Source organism: Sphaerospermopsis torques-reginae ITEP-024, assembly GCF_019598945.1.
In the GTDB taxonomy this organism is placed as follows: domain Bacteria; phylum Cyanobacteriota; class Cyanobacteriia; order Cyanobacteriales; family Nostocaceae; genus Sphaerospermopsis.
Map to the genome: position 1 here is coordinate 4677898 of NZ_CP080598.1, position 18297 is coordinate 4696194.

The 18297-nt window shown below is 39.3% G+C and carries 15 protein-coding genes; 5 read left to right on the plus strand and 10 right to left on the minus strand.

Features of this window, described 5'->3' with window-relative positions; genetic code table 11:
• Positions 1 to 24: 24 nt before the first annotated feature.
• Entirely contained in the window at positions 25 to 1905 is a 1881-nt protein-coding gene (locus K2F26_RS21790) for a caspase family protein (RefSeq protein ID WP_220609458.1), read from the minus strand.
• Between the two features lie 123 nt (positions 1906 to 2028).
• On the opposite strand from K2F26_RS21790, the gene K2F26_RS21795 reads away from it, so the two are divergent.
• From K2F26_RS21795 to K2F26_RS21805, 3 genes are all read left to right on the plus strand, one after another.
• On the plus strand, positions 2029 to 2508 hold the full coding sequence (locus K2F26_RS21795) for a hypothetical protein (protein WP_220609459.1): 480 nt from the start codon (positions 2029 to 2031) through the stop codon (positions 2506 to 2508).
• Between the two features lie 229 nt (positions 2509 to 2737).
• Positions 2738 to 2908 (plus strand): 50S ribosomal protein L32, encoded by a 171-nt coding sequence (gene rpmF / locus K2F26_RS21800; RefSeq protein WP_194054905.1) that lies wholly within the window; start codon positions 2738 to 2740, stop codon positions 2906 to 2908.
• 240 nt (positions 2909 to 3148) lie between these two features.
• A complete protein-coding gene (locus tag K2F26_RS21805; RefSeq protein ID WP_096570096.1) occupies positions 3149 to 3736 on the plus strand; it encodes a sulfite oxidase-like oxidoreductase in 588 nt (195 codons plus the stop codon).
• A 111-nt stretch (positions 3737 to 3847) separates the two neighbouring features.
• Here the strand turns inward: K2F26_RS21805 and K2F26_RS21810 are convergent, their stop codons facing one another.
• The 7 genes from K2F26_RS21810 to topA form a co-directional block, all read right to left on the minus strand.
• On the minus strand, positions 3848 to 5230 hold the full coding sequence (locus K2F26_RS21810) for an aldehyde dehydrogenase (protein WP_220609460.1): 1383 nt from the start codon (positions 5228 to 5230) through the stop codon (positions 3848 to 3850).
• A gap of 321 nt (positions 5231 to 5551) precedes the next feature.
• Positions 5552 to 6718, minus strand: coding sequence for a baeRF7 domain-containing protein (locus K2F26_RS21815; protein WP_194054953.1), 1167 nt, complete (start codon positions 6716 to 6718; stop codon positions 5552 to 5554).
• Positions 6719 to 7152: 434 nt separating this feature from the next.
• The gene (locus tag K2F26_RS21820; protein ID WP_220609461.1) at positions 7153 to 9804 is read right to left on the minus strand and encodes an HD family phosphohydrolase; all 2652 of its coding nucleotides are present in this window, start codon (positions 9802 to 9804) and stop codon (positions 7153 to 7155) included.
• Positions 9805 to 9845: 41 nt separating this feature from the next.
• The gene (locus tag K2F26_RS21825) at positions 9846 to 10784 is read right to left on the minus strand and encodes an ADP-ribosylglycohydrolase family protein (RefSeq protein ID WP_220609462.1); all 939 of its coding nucleotides are present in this window, start codon (positions 10782 to 10784) and stop codon (positions 9846 to 9848) included.
• Between the two features lie 68 nt (positions 10785 to 10852).
• Positions 10853 to 11350: a type II 3-dehydroquinate dehydratase gene (gene aroQ / locus K2F26_RS21830; protein ID WP_220609463.1), complete on the minus strand. Its 498-nt coding sequence runs from the start codon at positions 11348 to 11350 to the stop codon at positions 10853 to 10855.
• Entirely contained in the window at positions 11328 to 11465 is a 138-nt protein-coding gene (locus tag K2F26_RS21835) for a hypothetical protein (RefSeq protein WP_187040763.1), read from the minus strand. Before K2F26_RS21835 ends, aroQ begins: the two co-directional genes overlap by 23 nt.
• A gap of 225 nt (positions 11466 to 11690) precedes the next feature.
• The gene (gene topA / locus K2F26_RS21840; RefSeq protein WP_220609464.1) at positions 11691 to 14378 is read right to left on the minus strand and encodes a type I DNA topoisomerase; all 2688 of its coding nucleotides are present in this window, start codon (positions 14376 to 14378) and stop codon (positions 11691 to 11693) included.
• Between the two features lie 505 nt (positions 14379 to 14883).
• Between topA and rbp the strand changes: the two genes are divergently transcribed.
• Both rbp and K2F26_RS21850 read left to right on the plus strand, forming a co-directional pair.
• A complete protein-coding gene (gene rbp, locus K2F26_RS21845) occupies positions 14884 to 15141 on the plus strand; it encodes an RNA-binding regulator (RefSeq protein ID WP_220609465.1) in 258 nt (85 codons plus the stop codon).
• Between the two features lie 590 nt (positions 15142 to 15731).
• Complete coding sequence (locus K2F26_RS21850) at positions 15732 to 17294, plus strand: NAD(P)H-quinone oxidoreductase subunit N (RefSeq protein WP_220609466.1); 1563 nt, start codon at positions 15732 to 15734, stop codon at positions 17292 to 17294.
• A gap of 165 nt (positions 17295 to 17459) precedes the next feature.
• Here K2F26_RS21850 and K2F26_RS21855 read toward each other — a convergent pair whose 3' ends face one another.
• Together K2F26_RS21855 and K2F26_RS21860 are read right to left on the minus strand one after the other, a co-directional pair.
• Entirely contained in the window at positions 17460 to 17882 is a 423-nt protein-coding gene (locus tag K2F26_RS21855; RefSeq protein ID WP_220609467.1) for a type II toxin-antitoxin system VapC family toxin, read from the minus strand.
• Positions 17876 to 18130 carry a hypothetical protein gene (locus K2F26_RS21860; protein ID WP_220609468.1) on the minus strand — a complete coding sequence of 85 codons (255 nt, stop codon included), beginning with the start codon at positions 18128 to 18130 and terminating at the stop codon, positions 17876 to 17878. The genes K2F26_RS21855 and K2F26_RS21860 overlap by 7 nt, the downstream gene beginning before the upstream one ends.
• Positions 18131 to 18297 lie beyond the last annotated feature (167 nt).

The following is an 18297-nucleotide window of genomic DNA, read 5'->3' on the forward strand; positions in this document are numbered from 1 at the left end:
CAAAATCCAAAATAGAATCACCAATCACCTAGTATACTGATTGCGCCATTTTTCAATGGCATCCTGAGCGTCTTCATAAGCGATGGTTTGCTTAGGAACTAAAGTAGCAGTTGCAATGGCAGTGTTAAAATCTCCTTGTGCAGCGCGGTTTTTAGCTAATTCTAAAATTTGTTCACTCCATTGATTAATAGATGTTTGGGCAATTTCAAACCCTGGTTGTCCTGGTGGTACTTTTTTTGCTACTTCAATCGCTCGGTTATAAGTAGAAGCTTGTCCTGGTAGAATTAAAGCCTTAGCAGCATCCAACAAAGTTTGATTACTTAAATACTGCTTGGCTTCTAATTGCCATTTTGCAATTAATGTTTTTGCTTGGGGATAAAAGGCTGTATTTTTATTAATTAATTCCGCAGTAGCTATAGCATCAATATATTCTCTCTGGTTAGCCTTTTCCTGGGCTAAATCTAAAATCATTTGACTCCAAACCTGAATATTTTTTTGTGCTTGTTGATCAAGCGATTCACCGGGTGGAATTTTTTGAGCAGAGGCGATCGCTTGACTCAAATCACCAGATTTATTTGGACTCAGAGACATTTTCTCTAGTTCTAAAATTGCTTGATTTCGCTGTTGGGAATCAAAATTGGAAACTACAGAATTTGTGGGTGATTGAATTGTTTCCACCGTAGCAGGAATAGGAGGTAAATTCTGGGAAAATTCCTGGTTATTAGTAGTATTATTTAGGGATGCTGATAATTTATGGAAGCGAAAACTCGCCTGATTGCGAAGAACAAAAGTTGTAATTAAAGCGACCATAGTCATGCTACTGCCCCCCCACAAAATAAATTGTTTCCAAATGGGGGTTTCTGACTGAATAGCAGGTTTAGCGTAGTCTTTAGCAGCAGCGGGAATAAATCTAGATCCGGTGTTTAATTCTGGGGAAGTTGCCAAGATTTGATTAGTATCTACAGTTGAATTAGTAACAGATTCCTCTGAATTTGTAGACTGATCTAACTGTGAAGAAGTTTTGTTGAGGGTAGTTTCTACGGTTTTATTTTCCGTCAACCAAGCTTTTTCTGTAGTGGAATTTTTAGACTCTTTCTGTGTCACTGAGGAGGTAGCAACGGCAAAGTTTTCTTCAGGAAAAATCAGTGGCTCGGTTTGGGAATCATCATCTAATGTCAAGATGGGAATCATGACTGGCGGACTGTCAGGGATGAAAGTGACAGGATTTTGAATAGGCCGCCAATGATGTTGACATAGTTCTGGGGTGAGATAACTCAGATAGGTGTCTAAATCTGTTAAACTGCTACCTTTACCAGAAAATAAAGCTTCTAATAATGCTGCTGTAAATAAGCCGTGACCTATTTCGCTAATTTCGTGGGAAAATTGCTCTGGTTGACAAGAAAGCATGACAGAAATTTGCAGTTCTTTGGCGGTGTCAATAATTTCTTGACCTACGGGAGCATCAGCTTGTGTACCAAAGGCGCGGTTAATATCAAATATTAGTAATACATTCAACTTGGCAGCATGGAAACTTTGCATCAGTTGTTTCACAGCTATGCCAGTTTCTAACACTTGTTCGGGATTTCCATCAGCGGGCATTAAATAATCTTTGTCGTTATAGTTGACACCATAACCACTGAAGAAAAACCATAGATAGTCCTCTGGTTGCCAATATTTTGCTGCTAATTCCTCCAATAAAACTACAATATTGTCTTGGATTGGGTAAGAGGATCTTTCCTCTATCGGTGGTGAAGTATTTGTCATCAGTAGGCAATTTTGGGGTAAAAAACCTACTTCTGTCACCAAAAAATCCTTTAGTGCCTCCGCATCGTTTTGAGCGCAACTTAAAGGTTGAAATAACTCATATTGATTGATGCCAATAGCGATCGCCCAGTAATTTGCCATCCCGCTCATTGTCGGTTTTTGTTTACTTGTTGAAAGTAGTTCTTATGACGTTAAGATATCGGAAAATACCAGCAAAGCATTAGATTAAAATGCTCTGTCATACTTCAGAAGTAGCTCAAGTTTATGAACAGGATTTACAGCTTTTCACCATCATCAATCATCCCCTTTTCATTTATTGGCCAATTTGGCAGGAAAATCCGGATCATTCAAGCTGGATATTGGCTTTTGCTGGCATTTCCTCTCTGGTTAGCTACGGAGGCGATCGCCCCCCAAATTGTGCAAGCTTACACCGCTAGAGTTGACTTAGCTATTGATCGTTTACCAGAGGAAACCTACGAAACGGTTTTACGAAGGGCAGAAATGGTAGCTAGGGCTGCGGCTCAACGCAGTTTTGACCAGGATATTTTAGTTACAGAAGTTTCTATCATTGTCACGGCACAAAATCAGGGAATGATCGCCCCAGTTTTGGCGTTAGATGTCAGTCGTATCCAATGGAGACAACGGCCTGATCCCCAACGCTGGGCGACTTACTTCAAAACAGCGCGATCGCTGCTATTTTTTGATCAACCAACCACAGATGATGCTCCTCAACCAAAACAATAATAGTGTGTGGGGTGATGGGGAGGCAGGGGAGGCAGGGGAAGCAGGGGAAGAAAAATACTTCTTCACTGTCACCTGTCACCTGTCACCTGTCACCTGTCACCTGTCACCTGTCACCTGTCACCTGTCACCTGTCACCTGTTACCAATCCCCTTTGTTTTTGAGAAAGGCGAAAATTGTCAATTGATCGCTTAGAATAAAAAGGTTGTCAAGAATCACGATATCCACTATCATGGCTGTTCCTAAGAAGAAAACATCCAAATCTAAACGAGACAAGCGCCGCGCTACTTGGAGACATAAGGCTGCTGTTGAAGCTCAAAAAGCTCTTTCTTTGGGCAAATCTATTTTGTCTGGACGTTCTAATTTCGTCTATCCCACTGCTGAAGAAGAAGAAGAAGAGTAATCATCTCTTGCTCAGGAAAAGCACTAACCGCGCAGTTATGGGAGTGCTTTTTCTTTGCTTTGCTGATAGCATCAACTACTACCCGCTAGACGCTGCGCGTTAATAGCGGATGTTTCCAGGAGGGAATACCATTTTGGATTTTGGATTTTAGATTTTGGATTTTAGATTGTAAAAGCCTTGCTATGTAAGCTTTTGAGCTTTCCATCTATCATCTTCATTTTTTGTCAGTGATATAAACTAATGAAATTTTTTCAGAAACCAAGTCCAGAAGAAAGTGCAAAAGTTCCTCCTGGCCAACATTTAGCTAAAGGTTTTCCGGTTTTAACTTATGGTGCAACTCCCCAAGTCAGTATTGAGGAATGGGAGTTTCGCGTTTGGGGTTTGGTAAAACCGACTGTGTTTAAATGGTCAGATTTTCTAGCATTACCCCAATATGAATTTACAGCCGATTTCCATTGTGTCACCCATTGGACAAAACTTGATGTTAAATGGACTGGGATTAAGGTGACAGATTTTATGAGTTTGCTGGAAGTAGATCCCAAAGCTGCTCATATTATGGAACATTGTTATGGTGGTTATACCACAAATATTAGTATTCAAGATTTTGTCAGAGAAGAAAATTTCTTTGCTATTAAATTATTTGATGAACCATTACCCGCAGAACATGGTGGACCGATGCGGCTAGTTGTTCCCCATCTTTATGCTTGGAAAAGTGCAAAGTGGATCAATGGTTTAGAGTTTTTAGAACAGGAAGAATTAGGTTTTTGGGAACAAAACGGTTATCACCGTCGCGGTGAACCTTGGGCGCAAGAAAGGTATAGTAATTAGGGGTGACTGGTGACTGGTGACTGGTGACTGGGAAAAAATATTTACCTCCTGACTCCTGACTCCTTGATCTCCTGACTCCTTGATCTCCTGACTCCTGCCTCCTGCTATAGTTTAAAATTTTAAAAGTTGCTTTAATATTGACAACTTGCCTTTGTAGGGAGCGTATCTTAATTTTATATCTAACCAAAAGGGATTTTTAAGAACACTTTTGTAATGGGAAAAAGTATCAAAACTAGCTTTACCATGATAACTACCAATCCCACTATTACCCACACCCCCAAATGGTAAGGATGGTACACTAAAATGAATGACTGTTTCATTCAGACAAACTGCACCAGATGAAGTTGTTTGTAAAATTTTCTGTTGTAGGTTTTTGTTTTGAGAAAATAAGTATAAAGTTAAAGGTTTTGCTTGAGAATTAATCCAAGTGATAGCTTCTTCAATGCCTGTATATTCAATTATTGGCAGGATAGGTCCAAAAATTTCTTCCTGCATGATCGGATCTGTAAAGGAAACATTATTAATAATTGTGGGAGCAATATATAATTCACTTGCTTTGGTTTCTCCACCAATGAGAATTTCACCATCTTGCAATAAATTAACCAATCTTTCAAAGTTAGTTTGATTAATTATTCTAGCATAATCTGGGCTGGTTTCTGGATGATCACCATAAAATTCTTTGAGGCATTTTTCTAAATTCACTAATAATTTATCTTTGATTTTTTGATTCACTAAGATATAATTGGGAGCAATACAAGTTTGTCCAGCATTGATAAATTTACCCCAAATAATTCGTCTAGCTGTATGTTCTAAATGAATATCAACATCGACAATGCAGGGATTTTTTCCACCTAATTCTAATGTTACAGGTGTGAGATTTTTGGCAGCAGCAGCCATGATTATTTTCCCTACATGAGTGCTACCTGTAAAAAAGATATGATCGAATTTTTCTGTGAGTAGTTTTTGACTGGTTTCTATACCTCCTTCAACTACAGCAATATATTCTTCAGGAAAATATTTAGGAATCAGTTCAGCTATGAGTTTAGAGGTATGGGTGGCAATTTCTGAAGGTTTGAGAATGGCACAATTTCCCGCAGCGATCGCACCAATCAAAGGTACAATTACTAATTGAAAAGGATAATTCCACGCCCCAATAATTAACACTATTCCCAAGGGTTCTGGTTGAATTTTGGCTGAAGCTGGTAATAGTTGCCAAGGAACTCCTACTTTTTTGGGTTTAGTCCATTTTTTCAGGTTCTTGATCGCAAATTCAATTTCTTTAATTGCTAAAATAATTTCGGCAGTAACAGCTTCTAATTCTGGTTTATGTAAGTCCGCTTGTAATGCTTGAATAATTGCTGTTTCATAATCAATTATCAATTGCTTGAGGATGACAAGTTGTTGCCTCCGAAAATCAATTTCTTTAGTTTGATTGGTAGCAAAATATTCACGTTGTTGTTTGATGATTTCTCTAATTGAATATTCGTTTATCATGGTAATTATCGGGATTATCTGAAATGTGTAAGTTGGTTTTTATATAATAATAGAAAATTATACCATAGCTTCATATTATTGAACCGCAAAGAACGCAAAGTACACAAAGGAAAGAGAGTTTCAGAGAGTTTTTGGTGTGGCTGCGGTTATTTTGCCTGTGCGCGGAGATTTTGCTGTCATAGGATAGCTATCAGGGTAAATTTAACCTTTCTTAGATTACCTGTATTTGTACCGATAAACAATATAGATCCCCAACTTCTTAAAGAAGTCGGGGATCTGAGTATTACCTTTTTTAAGGTTGAATTACTTAGTATGCCTACTTTAATATCTCAAAATTGCCGCCACTTTTGCCCCATTTGGCATTTCTTCAGATTTTAAAGTGTAAACTCGACCACCATTTACAAGTGTATGCACAGCCGCAAAATCTAACATATCTTGATCATCTGGTTCTGGTTCTGTGTGCAAATCCACAGTCGTATTTTCAGGATCAAATTTTCCCCATTTCTGCTCATCTATAGATACTAATAAAGAATCAACTCGGTGATAAAAAGCCGCCGGAATAATTTCTTTAATATCACTCACAGCTTTTCCCGTTTCTTCACCGGCTAATTGTTCATAAAGTTCTATGGCTGCTTTTTTATCTTGTTGAAATGAAGGTGCAACAATTCGCCAAGCTTCATCATGTAATTGTTGTAAATTGAGAAGTTCTGGATTGCCATTAATGCTTTCGTCTAACAAATAGGGATAGGTATTTGCAGCTTGGTAAATCGGGAATAAATATTCTACTCCTGCTAACACTAATGGCGCTTTTTCATCTTTTAATTTTTCATGTAATGCTTCATCAACAGCGTAAAAAAATTGTAAAATATCATCTTCATGTTTCTCTCTATCAGGGCTACCTTGTCCATGAAATGAACCTGGATGTTGAGCAGCAGAAGTTCTTCCTCTGGGTGTACCAATTCTGTGCTGAACACCTTTTTGTAACTCGTCTTCTAGAAGAGTTTCTTCTAGACGATGTGGCATATTTTCTACTTCCACTTCTTTCAAACTATGCCCTGTACCTGCAAACAATTTTACATCTTTTTGACTCAAAGCCAAAACATAAAATTTTCCATCATTGTTAATAAAATGCAGTAAAGGTTTGAGGTGCAATTGTTCATCAACTACAACTAATTCTGGAAATTCCATTGGTAAACAATAGTAGCGAAATAAGTTTTGGGAAATAAAAATTACTAATCCTTGATTTTGGTGTTCCCAAAAATCACCTCTGTCTAATTCTCTAGCAGGTTGCAGAAAATCAAGAACTTCAGTATGTCTTATCCCCATTGCTTCTAACCTTTCTTCCGCTTCCCGCATTAAATTTTTGAAACGAATGGGATTTTGGCGAATTTCTGCCCCTGCTTTTTGCGTAGGCATATATATAGATACAGATGGAGATTGGGGATTTTCTACTAATATTTTGAGTTCATCAATAGATAAAAATGCCATATGATTATTCATTCCACGTCAATACTTAGGGTTTGCTGAGAAAGTCTTTTCATTAGGGGATAGGAGTCAGGAGTCAGGAGTCAGGAGTCAGGAGTCGTAGGGGCGAAGCATTCGGAAAACAACCTTGGACAAAAATTGATAATTGATCGCCCGAATGCTTCGCCCGTACAGGAGTCAGGAGTAAAACTCTCTTGTAGTGGGAGTTTCATTATCAATTGATGTCCTAACCATCCTGTCAACGGCTATATCTTTATTTCAACCTCTAACTCGGTATGTCTGCATCTTTCTTTTGATAAGGAATTATCTATTTTTTTTATTTTTTATGTCTTTCTTTTGATAGATTTTTAATACCAATTACCAATTCTCAATTACCAATTATCAATTACCCATTACCAATTACCAATTACCCATTATCAATTATCAATTATCAATTATCAATTATCATTACTCGCTTTTGACTTAGGATATGCAATCCGTTTATGATGAAATTGTTGCCAAACTTCCACAAAGATTAAGGCAATTTTTGACATTTCCTCTCTAGTTAAACCAGAATCTACTAATTGCCCTTCTTGCCATTTACCACGAATAATATTATTCAACATATTTAATGCTTGTTCTGGTGTCGCATCTTTGAGACTTCTTAATGCAGCTTCACAAGAATCTGCTAACATGACAATTCCTGTTTCTCTAGATTGAGGAATTGGTCCATCATAGCAAAAATCGGCTTTATCTACTATAATATTAGGGTCATCTTTAGCCATTTGTTGAGCTTGGTGATAAAAATAGGCGATCGCCATTGTTCCTTGATGTTCAGGAATAAAAGCTTGAATCGCTGTCGGTAAACTATGCTTTTTCGCCATCATTAAACCCTCAGTTACGTGCTTTTTAATAATTGCTGCACTTTTCCAAGGATCTTTAATTTCTGTCTCATGTTTATTGGGTCCACCCATTTGATTTTCAATAAATCCTAAAGGGTCGTGCATTTTGCCAATATCATGGTATAATGTACCAGCCCTTACCAATTCAACATTACAGCGTAGTTTTTTTGCCGCAGTTTCCGCCAAAGTGGCCACAAATAAAGTATGTTGAAACGTTCCCGGAGTTTCCGTAGCTAGACGCTTTAACAAAGGACGGTTAGGGTTAGCCAGTTCTGCCAAGCGGATAGGTGTAATTAAATCAAACAATTTCTCCAAATACGGACTTAAACCCAAGGCGATAATACTCCAAGCCAAACCAGATAAACCAAATAACAGCGCATCTTGCAGAACCGTATACCAAGCAGAAACGAATGCAGCACCAGCCAGTAAATTCAGGATTAAATAAATACTACCTTGAGTTAAAGCAATAACTATACCTAATAATGCCAATTCTTCGCGGGATTTGAACCTTTGAGCTAAATAACTGCTTAAAATTCCCCCTGAAGCACCAGCTACCAGACCAATCTTACTAATTTCTATGCTGATTGGTAGTATTAGCGACAACAAACCTACAACTGTCACTCCCAAAGCACCACCGTAAAAGCTTCCTAGCAATAAACCTATGGCTATCCAGGTAGTATAAGGCACATCAATTGCCAAGACACTAGGAATACTCAGAGTCAGCAGTAATATTAACAGGCGATCGCTGGCTCGCAAATGACTGCCAACCCGCCTTTCTACCCAAACAAAAACACCTATAGCCGCACTCACCAAACCGGCTAAACCCATCAAACCCAGCCAATTCACTTCGCGGCGATTCAGGTGATAATAATCCAGGACATCAAATGTCCATTGTGTAATCTTTTCACCTTTCTTGACAATCACTTCTCCTCGTCGCACCTTTTTGATCACAGATGGAACTTGCTCTGCTGCCAGTTGTGCCTGTTGTTGGGTTTTTTCTGCATCTGTTTGCAGATTTGATCCTAATACAGCCAATAATACTTTAGTGGCTAAGGATTCAGCTTCACCTGGTACAGAAATTTGTACTTGTAGACTCACTGCATCCTGTAAAATACTGGGGGGTAATCCTGGAGCTATGCCTTGAGCAAGTATCCTTTCTGCACTTTGTTCGATTCCCGTTTTTGTTATTTTCCAGTCGTCATCTGACAGATCCAAAAACCCAGTTTCCCCATATACTGGTTTTTTGCGTTCCGCCTCCATCTGTAACAGTTTGCCACTAGCTTGACTATATTTTTCTCTCACTTGAGATATTTGGGCAACCAGTAAAGACAGATTTTTTTCTGAGTTAGTGACACTGTAAGCTTTTAGTTCTGCTAATGTCTGGTCAAAATTATTTTTGCTAGTCTTGCTTTCCTTAGTAGTTGCATTTGTTGATAATGTTGATCCAGGACTAGGCACAGACCGAGAAAATTGATGTCTGTCTGCTGTCCTCAACTTAGACATTGACTTATTTTCTTTTTGATGCTTTTCTAAAGCTTGTTTTAGCTGTTCCCATTCCGATTCTACACAAGAACGAAGATATTGCTGGGTAGGAATAGGCAAGATAGAAACATCGAAAAAAGGAAAAGGTTCAGTAATATCACGAATTTCATCGCCATCTTCCAGCAGTTGGCGCAAATTTTCTTTAATTTGCTCATTTTTCTGGGTATTGATCATCAATACAGGGTGAGATTTTTCCTGTGCTGCTTTGCGTTCAGTTTCTGTTTGTTCTCGGTCTTCAATACTGGCAGAATAGGGAGCAATAAATGTTTGTGGTGCAAAAGTCCCGATTTTCATCTGGGGCTGGTTGTATAATTCATGACCTATCACACCTGTTAAAGATACTACAGCAATGACTAAAATCACCGTATAACGCTGTTGATGTACCCAGTTGAAAACAACGGCATAAATACCATGATTACGTTTCCAGGATTTTGGTGTTGATTGAGGAGCTTTTCTACCTTGTAGATGTCCACCTTCCTCACTGGTAGGTAATAAATACAGCAGTGTATTTTTGATAATGGTCCTGAAAAGTTTTTGATGCCGGCTTTGATTTTGGGAACTGCTCACCGCACCTAGCCACTTTCCTTTACGGCATAACACTTTGTACTGTCGCCGCCATTGTGTTAATTGCTTGGCCAAGGACTGCAAAAATCGCTGCGTTTTCATTGTGAGTGATTTTTTGACAAATACCTTTTACTTTTGATTTTTCAACGCGGGCGAATTACACGAGGTGCTGCAAAAACGGAAAGTGGAACTAATTCCCAATTGATCTTACATCCTTCTTTTGTCAATTCCTTGATATTTGGACTAATATTATACGCACCTGACCAGACTGCTACAAGTTCATCAGCTAATTCTAGCATCACAGAACCGCTACTCATTCCCCATACTGGCTGATTAAAGGCTGATAATACAACTTGCCAATTAACAGGAATCCCTTCTATGCTGTTATATACCCCTGATAAAGCTCCTGTCAAAGCACAACACCAAGAGTTTTGCTCTCTTAAATTGCTCTTGGCTCGCAAAACTGTCAATCGGAAATCTTCTAAGGTACTCAAAAAGCAGTAAAAGGCTAAGGCAATATTGTTACTGAATTTGTCTTGCTTACTGAATTCAGTTTGCGCTTGTGCTAATCCTGATCCTTGCTCTAATAAATTATTTACTTTTACTAATTTTTGTGGTATTGATGTTTTACTTTCTCCCAAAAAATCAATCGTTTCGGGAATGAGGGTGAAAGGATCAAGTGTTTCTGTGAGAGATTTGGCGATCGCATATCCTAAAACTAAAGCTGCATCTATCACTACTGGGTTAGCATCCCAAATTTGTAATAATTGCCGCAGATTATATTTGAGTTTAACAGGATCTTCGTGGAAAAAAATCGCCACTGGCAAGGTGGCTAAAATCATTTTTCCCCACTTTCCCCCAGCAGTACCAGTAGTTTCTGTTTCTAAATCCCCGGATGCTTTTTGGTAACTTTGGTAACGCTTTAACCAATCCTCTGTATCTAATCTACCCAAAGCAATTAAACTTTTACTACCCAGAATCGCAATTTCCCCTAAATCACTAACATTCTGAGTAGCTAAAATTTCTCCTAGCAATGCTCCTAAAAATATACCTCTAACCCTATTTACGAGAGAATAACGCATAATTGGTGATTGGTGACTGGTGATTGGTGATTGGGAAGAGAAAAAAGAAATTCCGCTTCTAACTCCTGTTAATTGTTGAGTCTTAAATGATTCACCAATGCCTGTAAACCTAACAAATAACTTTGGACACCAAAGCCACTAATTTGGCCAATTACCACTGGGGCAATATAAGAATGATGACGAAAATCCTCTCGGCGGTAAATGTTGCTTAGATGTACCTCTACTGTTGGTAAGTTTACAGCAGCGATCGCATCTCGTAAAGCTACACTGGTATGGGTATATGCCCCGGCATTAATTATAATTCCCTCGTGTTGTCCTAATGCCCGATGAATCGTATCTATCAAAACACCTTCATGATTTGACTGCAAAGGCGTAACTTTCGCCTCTAATTTCTGGGCTTCTGCTGCTAATAGGCGGTTAATTTCCTCTAGGGTGAGAGAACCGTAAATACCCGGTTCTCGTTGTCCTAACAAATTGAGGTTTGGACCGTGCAGCACTAAAATACTTAAAGGCAGCAAAGTTAACTCCAATATCTTCAGGCTATTAGCGACGACGGGAGCGTTCATTCACAGGAATCGGAATTAGTTCCGGTTCGGGTTCAGCTTCGGGACCTAGTAACGCTTCAACTAGCTTCCGCGCTAATTCTTTCAGCTTTTCCAGTACCTTATCTATATAGTCCATTTAACTGAACGCTCCTGAGATACTACCGCAAATTTAACTAACAGGATCATAGAAACTGGCTATTTGTAGCTTTTTTTGTTTCTTATCAAGTTGATAGATTCCTGTGTTTCCAGACTTAAACCAAGTGAAAATTTGGTTTTGTGTCCTTCCTTACTTATTAGATTATCACAATGATCAGGGAATGGGTAAGAGGTAAAATTTCGTAATTTCCCATCTCCCTCATCCCTAATTTGATGCTTCTTTTTTCTTGCTGCTACTGGTAGATGATTTCGTAGTAGTTGACTTAGTTTTAGAAGTAGTTGTTTTACTGGTTTTGCTAGTGGTTTTACTGGTGGTTTTACTTGTGGTTTTGCGTGTAGATTTAGTAGATGCTTTAGCTTGCAGCAATTCTAATGCTTCTGACAGGGTAATATTTTCTACTGTCTTGCCTTCCGGTAGACCCACATTAGTTTTGCCGTGCTTAATATAATGACCATAAGGACCTTCGTAAATATTTACAGGTGCATCATCATCGGGATGTGTACCCAATTCTCTTAAAGCGGCTTTAGATTTACTGCTGCTAGAACTGCGCCCCTTTTTTGGTTCTGCGAATAACTCTAATGCACGTTCCAGGGAAATTGTCAATACATCATCACTTGCTTTTAAAGAACGGTAATCTTTACCTTCTTTACCCTGATCATGAACTACATAAGGTCCAAATCTTCCTAAACTAGCTTTAATTTTTGCCCCTGTTTGTGGATGTTCTCCCAAGAGTCGGGGAAGTGCCAACAAACCCACCGCCATCTCTAAAGTCAGATTTTCTGGTGTGACACCTTTGGGGAGGGAAGCTTGTTTAGGTTTGGGGTTTTCCTCGGTTTTGTCTCCCAACTGTACATAAGGTCCATAAGTGCCAATCTTCACATAAATTGGTTCACCTGTTTCGGGATGTCGTCCCACTTGATCAGGTCCTACTGTTTTTTGTCTGAGCAGGACTTCTACCTGTTTGGGATCTAAATCAGCGGGTGTGAGGTCTTTAGGAATGGAAGCTGTCACCACTCCATCACCATTTTCTACTTCTATGTAAGGTCCAAATTTACCAATGCGAACTTTAGCATCTAAGTTTTCTAATTCTACTGTTTTGGCTTTAGTGGGATCAATTTGATTTTCCTGTTCTCTCACCAAGGTTTCTAAACCTTGTTCTCCGAGATAAAATTTCTGGAGATAGGGTAGCCATTGAGCTTCACCTGTAGCAATATCATCCAGGGTTTGCTCCATTTTTGAGGTAAAGCCTGGATCAACAATATCAGGGAAATGTTTTTCTAGTAAGTCGGTGACAGCAAAGGCGGTAAAAGTAGGAATTAAAGCATTGTTCACCAACTGAGCATAACCTTTGTCGATGATTGTACCAATAATGCTGGCGTAGGTACTAGGACGACCAATACCTTCACTTTCTAAGGTTTTTACCAAACTTGCTTCAGTATATCTAGCGGGGGGTTGGGTTTCATGTCCTATTGCTTCTAGTTCTGCACAGGTAGGATGATCACCAACTTTCAGGGCTGGTAAAATTACTTCTTGGTCTTCTAATGCGGCTTCTGGATCATCGGACCCTTCCACGTAGGCGCGGAGATATCCAGGAAAATCTATCCGCTTACCAGAGGAACGAAAACCCGCATCTTCAACTTGCAATTGTACAGTAATTTGGGTTTGGCGAGAGTCAGCCATTTGTGAAGCTACTGTACGCTTCCAAATTAAATCATAAACTGCAAATTCTCGTCCGCTTAAACCAGTTTCTTGGGGAGTGCGGAAAGTGCTACCAGCAGGGCGGATGGCTTCGTGTGCTTCTTGTGCGCCTTTAGATTTGGTAGTGTATTGTCGGGGTTGGGGACTGAGATATTCTTTACCGTACTTTTGTTCTACACAACTGCGAGCAGCGGCGATCGCCTGATCTGACAAATGCACCGAATCGGTCCGCATATAGGTAATATACCCTTGCTCGTACAAGTTTTGAGCAATTCGCATTGTATCCCGTGCGGAAAGACGCAGTTTGCGGTTAGACTCTTGTTGCAGCGTCGAAGTAGTAAAGGGTGGTGCTGGTTTGCGAGTTACTGGACGTTCTTCCATATCAGCAACAGTCCAGGTTTTGCCCTGCAAACGTTCCTGAAGTGCTAAAGCTTGCTCCTCATTTAACAACACCACATTCCGCAGGGCGGCTATTTGTCCGGTCGCGGGGTCAAAATCGCTGCCTGTAGCTATTTTCGTGCCTCCCAAGCTGTTTAATTGGGCGCTAAATGATGTTTTTTCATGTAAGAGACTGGCTTTTAAATCCCAATATGTACCTTCATGGAAAGCTCGGCGTTGACGTTCCTTATTTACCAACAACCGCACCGCCACAGACTGCACTCGACCTGCAGAAAGTCCCCAAGCGATTTTTTTCCACAGCAAAGGTGATAGGGTATATCCGACCAGTCGATCTAAAATGCGTCTGGTTTCTTGGGCGCGAACTACTTGTTCATCAATTTCGCGGCAGTTTTTTAAAGCTTTTTTAATCGCGTCCTGGGTAATTTCGTGAAACACCATGCGCTTTGTCGGCACTTTGGGTTTCAGCAATTGGTATAAGTGCCAACTGATGCTTTCGCCTTCCCGGTCTTCGTCAGTTGCCAATATTAATTCATCGGCATTTTTTAGGGCATCTTTTAACTGGGTGACAACTTTCTTTTTATCTTTGGGGACAACATACACCGGTTCAAAGTCGGCTTCTATATTTACCCCAAGCTGCGCCCATTTTTCCCCTTTGACAGCAGCAGGAATTTCACTAGCTGACTGGGGTAGGTCGCGCACATGACCCATTGAAGCTTCTACCTGATAGTCTTTTGGCAGGTAGTTGCGAATGGTGCGAGCTTTGGTTGGAGATTCGACAATGACGAGAGTTGACATGGAAATTTCAAAAAAAAGAATAGCTGTGAAGCTAAACAGTCAAGTTGAGATAATTTTGGCGAAATGTCAAGATCAAATATCACGCCTAAGCAGTGATTTTATCCTGACACAAATTGCCCCAAAAGGGGGAAATTGCTCTCAACTTCAGGTGCAGTGCTGCTTTGGAGATTTAAACAAGCAACTGCCAAAAATCAATTACCTGGTATTTCCATCTTTAACTTATCTGAGGCATAATTGGCGAATCAGTACCATCAATTCACCGTTGAAGTTTTAAAAGCCCCAGTCTGTTACAAACTTTATTGATTATCATAAGTGCTTGTGATATTTACCATATTTCATCATAAATAACGACAATAGCCAGATTTTGCCTTGCCTATCTGGCAAATATGTTAGCATAGGGAAGAATTAGAGAAGTAAGTTCGACGATACGGTGCTTGTTGTTAGTAATAATTTCAAGCGGCTCGACGGATCAACATCTCTGCATCAATGGATTCTGGAGATTTTCATGTCAATCTACGTAGGGAACTTATCCTACAGCGTCAAAGAAGAAGACCTGACTAAAGTATTTGCTGAATACGGTGCTGTTACACGAGTTCAGTTACCTACAGATCGGAAAACTGGCCGTGTTCGAGGTTTTGGTTTTGTGGAAATGGAAACCGCTGCTCAGGAAGAAGCAGCTATTCAAGCTTTAGACGGTGCTGAATGGATGGGGCGTGTAATGAAAGTTAATAAGGCTCGACCAAAAGAGCTTGTCCTAAGTTGACCATTTTATAGACAATAATATACTTATGTTGACAAAAATGGACATAAGTTAGCTCAGAAAAATGCCAACTTGATATATAATCCTCAGATATCAAGTATTGAATCAGACTATTACCGACGCGAAAACCAAGCATTGATAGTGATAGTCTGTTTCCAAATCTTAACCTGAGAAAGTCGCGTTGGGCTACAGCGTGCAAGTCTACTGAGGGATAACCGCTCCCATGCTCCCGTTGAAGTAGAAAGTAAAGTCTAGCTTTGTCTAGGTTTTATATAGCAGGAGAAAGGTAATCGTTCTGGAGGAGGCTGGGGAAAAAAGACTCACAAGGCTATTAACAGTTAACAGTTAACAGTTCTATATCTATCACAATTTTGGCAGTTCAGTAGATTACTGGACTGTTTGTTTTTATGGGTTAGGACTGACATTTTTTTTCTTTTTTTACCCGGGAAGGGGAGAGGTTTTAAACCTGGAATGAAACAATTGTTAATTGTCAATTGTCAATTATCAATTGATAAATGCAATTTTGGTCAAGAAGTATAGATAGAATGAACTCAGTTAGCCTTAATCTCTAATCACCAAAACCTATACGTCTCATGGATTTTGCTAATATTGCATCCCAGTTGAATGCGGGAACTATTCTACCAGAGGGAATTGTCATTATTACCCTCTTGGGGGTTTTGATTGTGGATTTGATTTTGGGGCGCACATCTTCTCGCTGGATCGGATATCTGGCGATCGCTGGTTTATTCGCGGCGATTGTCGCCCTATACTTTCAATGGGATTCTACCAATCCTATCGGTTTTACTGGTGGTTTTAATAGTGATGACCTCAGTATTATCTTTCGCGGTATCATTGCTCTATCTGCCGCTGTCACCGTCTTGATGTCTATTCGCTATGTAGAGCAAAGTGGTACGGCTTTAGCGGAATTTATCGCTATTTTATTAACAGCTACCTTGGGAGGAATGTTTGTCTCTGGTGCTAGTGAGTTGGTGATGATTTTCATCTCCCTAGAAACCCTGAGTATTTCCTCTTATTTGTTAACAGGTTATACTAAACGTGACCCCCGTTCTAATGAAGCGGCGCTGAAATACCTGTTAATTGGAGCTTCCAGCACAGCCGTATTTTTATACGGTGTATCATTGTTATATGGTTTATCTGGTGGACAAACGGAACTAAGTGCGATCGCTAATGGTATCGCTACAGCAAATGTAGGTCAATCCCTGGGTTTAGTCATTGCTCTTGTTTTCGTTATTGCTGGTATTGGTTTCAAAATCTCCGCTGCACCTTTCCACCAATGGACACCGGACGTTTATGAAGGCGCTCCTACCCCTGTAATCGCTTTTCTATCCGTCGGTTCTAAAGCCGCAGGTTTTGCTTTAGCTATCCGCTTATTAACAGTAGTTTTCCCCGTCGTTGCAGACGAGTGGAGATTTGTTTTCACTGCTCTAGCAGTCCTCAGTATGATTTTGGGTAACGTGGTTGCCCTCGCTCAAACCAGCATGAAACGGATGTTAGCTTATTCATCCATTGCCCAAGCTGGCTTTGTGATGATTGGCTTAATCGCTGGTACAGATGCAGGTTACTCTAGCATGATTTTTTACTTGCTCGTTTACCTGTTCATGAACCTGTGCGGTTTTACCTGTATCATTCTCTTCTCCCTGCGGACAGGTACAGATCAAATTACCGAATATTCAGGTTTGTATCAAAAAGACCCACTGCTCACATTAGGTTTAAGTATTTCTCTCTTATCCTTGGGTGGTATTCCCCCATTAGCAGGATTTTTCGGGAAGATTTACCTATTTTGGGCAGGTTGGCAAGCTGGCCTTTATTGGTTAGTATTACTGGGTTTAGTGACTAGCGTTGTTTCCATTTATTACTACATTCGTGTAGTGAAAATGATGGTAGTCAAAGAACCACAAGAAATGTCCGACGTAGTGAAGAATTATCCTCAAGTACGTTGGAACTTACCAGGTTTTAGACCTTTACAAGTTGGTTTGATAGCAACTTTAATTGCTACAACTATCTCCGGTATTTTGTCAAATCCGCTGTTTACTTTGGCTAATAATTCTGTTGCGAATACTCCGATTTTGCAAGCAGCAAAAATGGCGAGTACACAAGCAAGTGTAATTGTTACTGAGCAAGCAGAAAAATTGTAGATTGATACTAGATTGATTATTCTAGTTTGATTAATGGGTGATGGGTGATTAACTCATTGCCCATTTTTTTATTTGTCTGATTCAGTTTGTCATTGAGGTAAGTCGAGATAATATAATATTGAACGCAGATGGACGCAGATAAACGCAGATGTTTTTTTAGTTCTTTCAATCAAGAAACCAATTTTCTATTTTGAGATTTTGGAACTCACTAAAATCTGCAACATTATTTGTTACTAAAATCAAATCATTTGTTTTTGCTATTGCTGCAATTTGTCCATCTGGATATGCAGGAGTTTTTCCTATTCCTACAAGTCGCGCTCTTTCGTTAGCAAACCATTCCGCAGCTACATCATCATAATGTAAAATGGGTATTTTTGGTTTAATTACCTGGTGCAAATAATTAGTAATTTTATTTTTCTTTTTAGAAGGTGGTAAACGATAGCAACCAAATAATAGTTCATGCCATGTTACTGATGCCATAGCAATTTCTAATTCATATTTTACCATGTTTTGTAAAACTGTTTGATTCGGTTCTATCCTTAAAGGTTCAGAAATAATATTAGTATCTAATAAAAAGCGAATCACCAAATTACCTCTCTTCCTGGATGATACTCACGAATATTTCCCCAAATTTCATCAGGATTAATTTCTATACTTTCTTCTATCAATTTTTCTCGAAATTTTGCTATACATTCACCAAGAGTTAATTTTTCAACTTGATTTTCATGAAAATTTGGCTTTTCATTTTTCATGTTTTTAATCATCATTATAAATTCTGCTATTTGGGTTTCTGTCATTGTTTCTATTTCTGATAAGAGTTCTTCTTTCAATGTCATTGTTTTAACTCCTGAATTAAATATTTTTTTATTATATCATTATCAAACCAGAAGTCTAAATATTACATCCTAAAAATACCATCCTGTACATTCTTTAATCCTGGTTATCCTGATTCAGACAAAAAGATACAACCCACCTTCCGCACCCTAAACTGTCACACAACGAA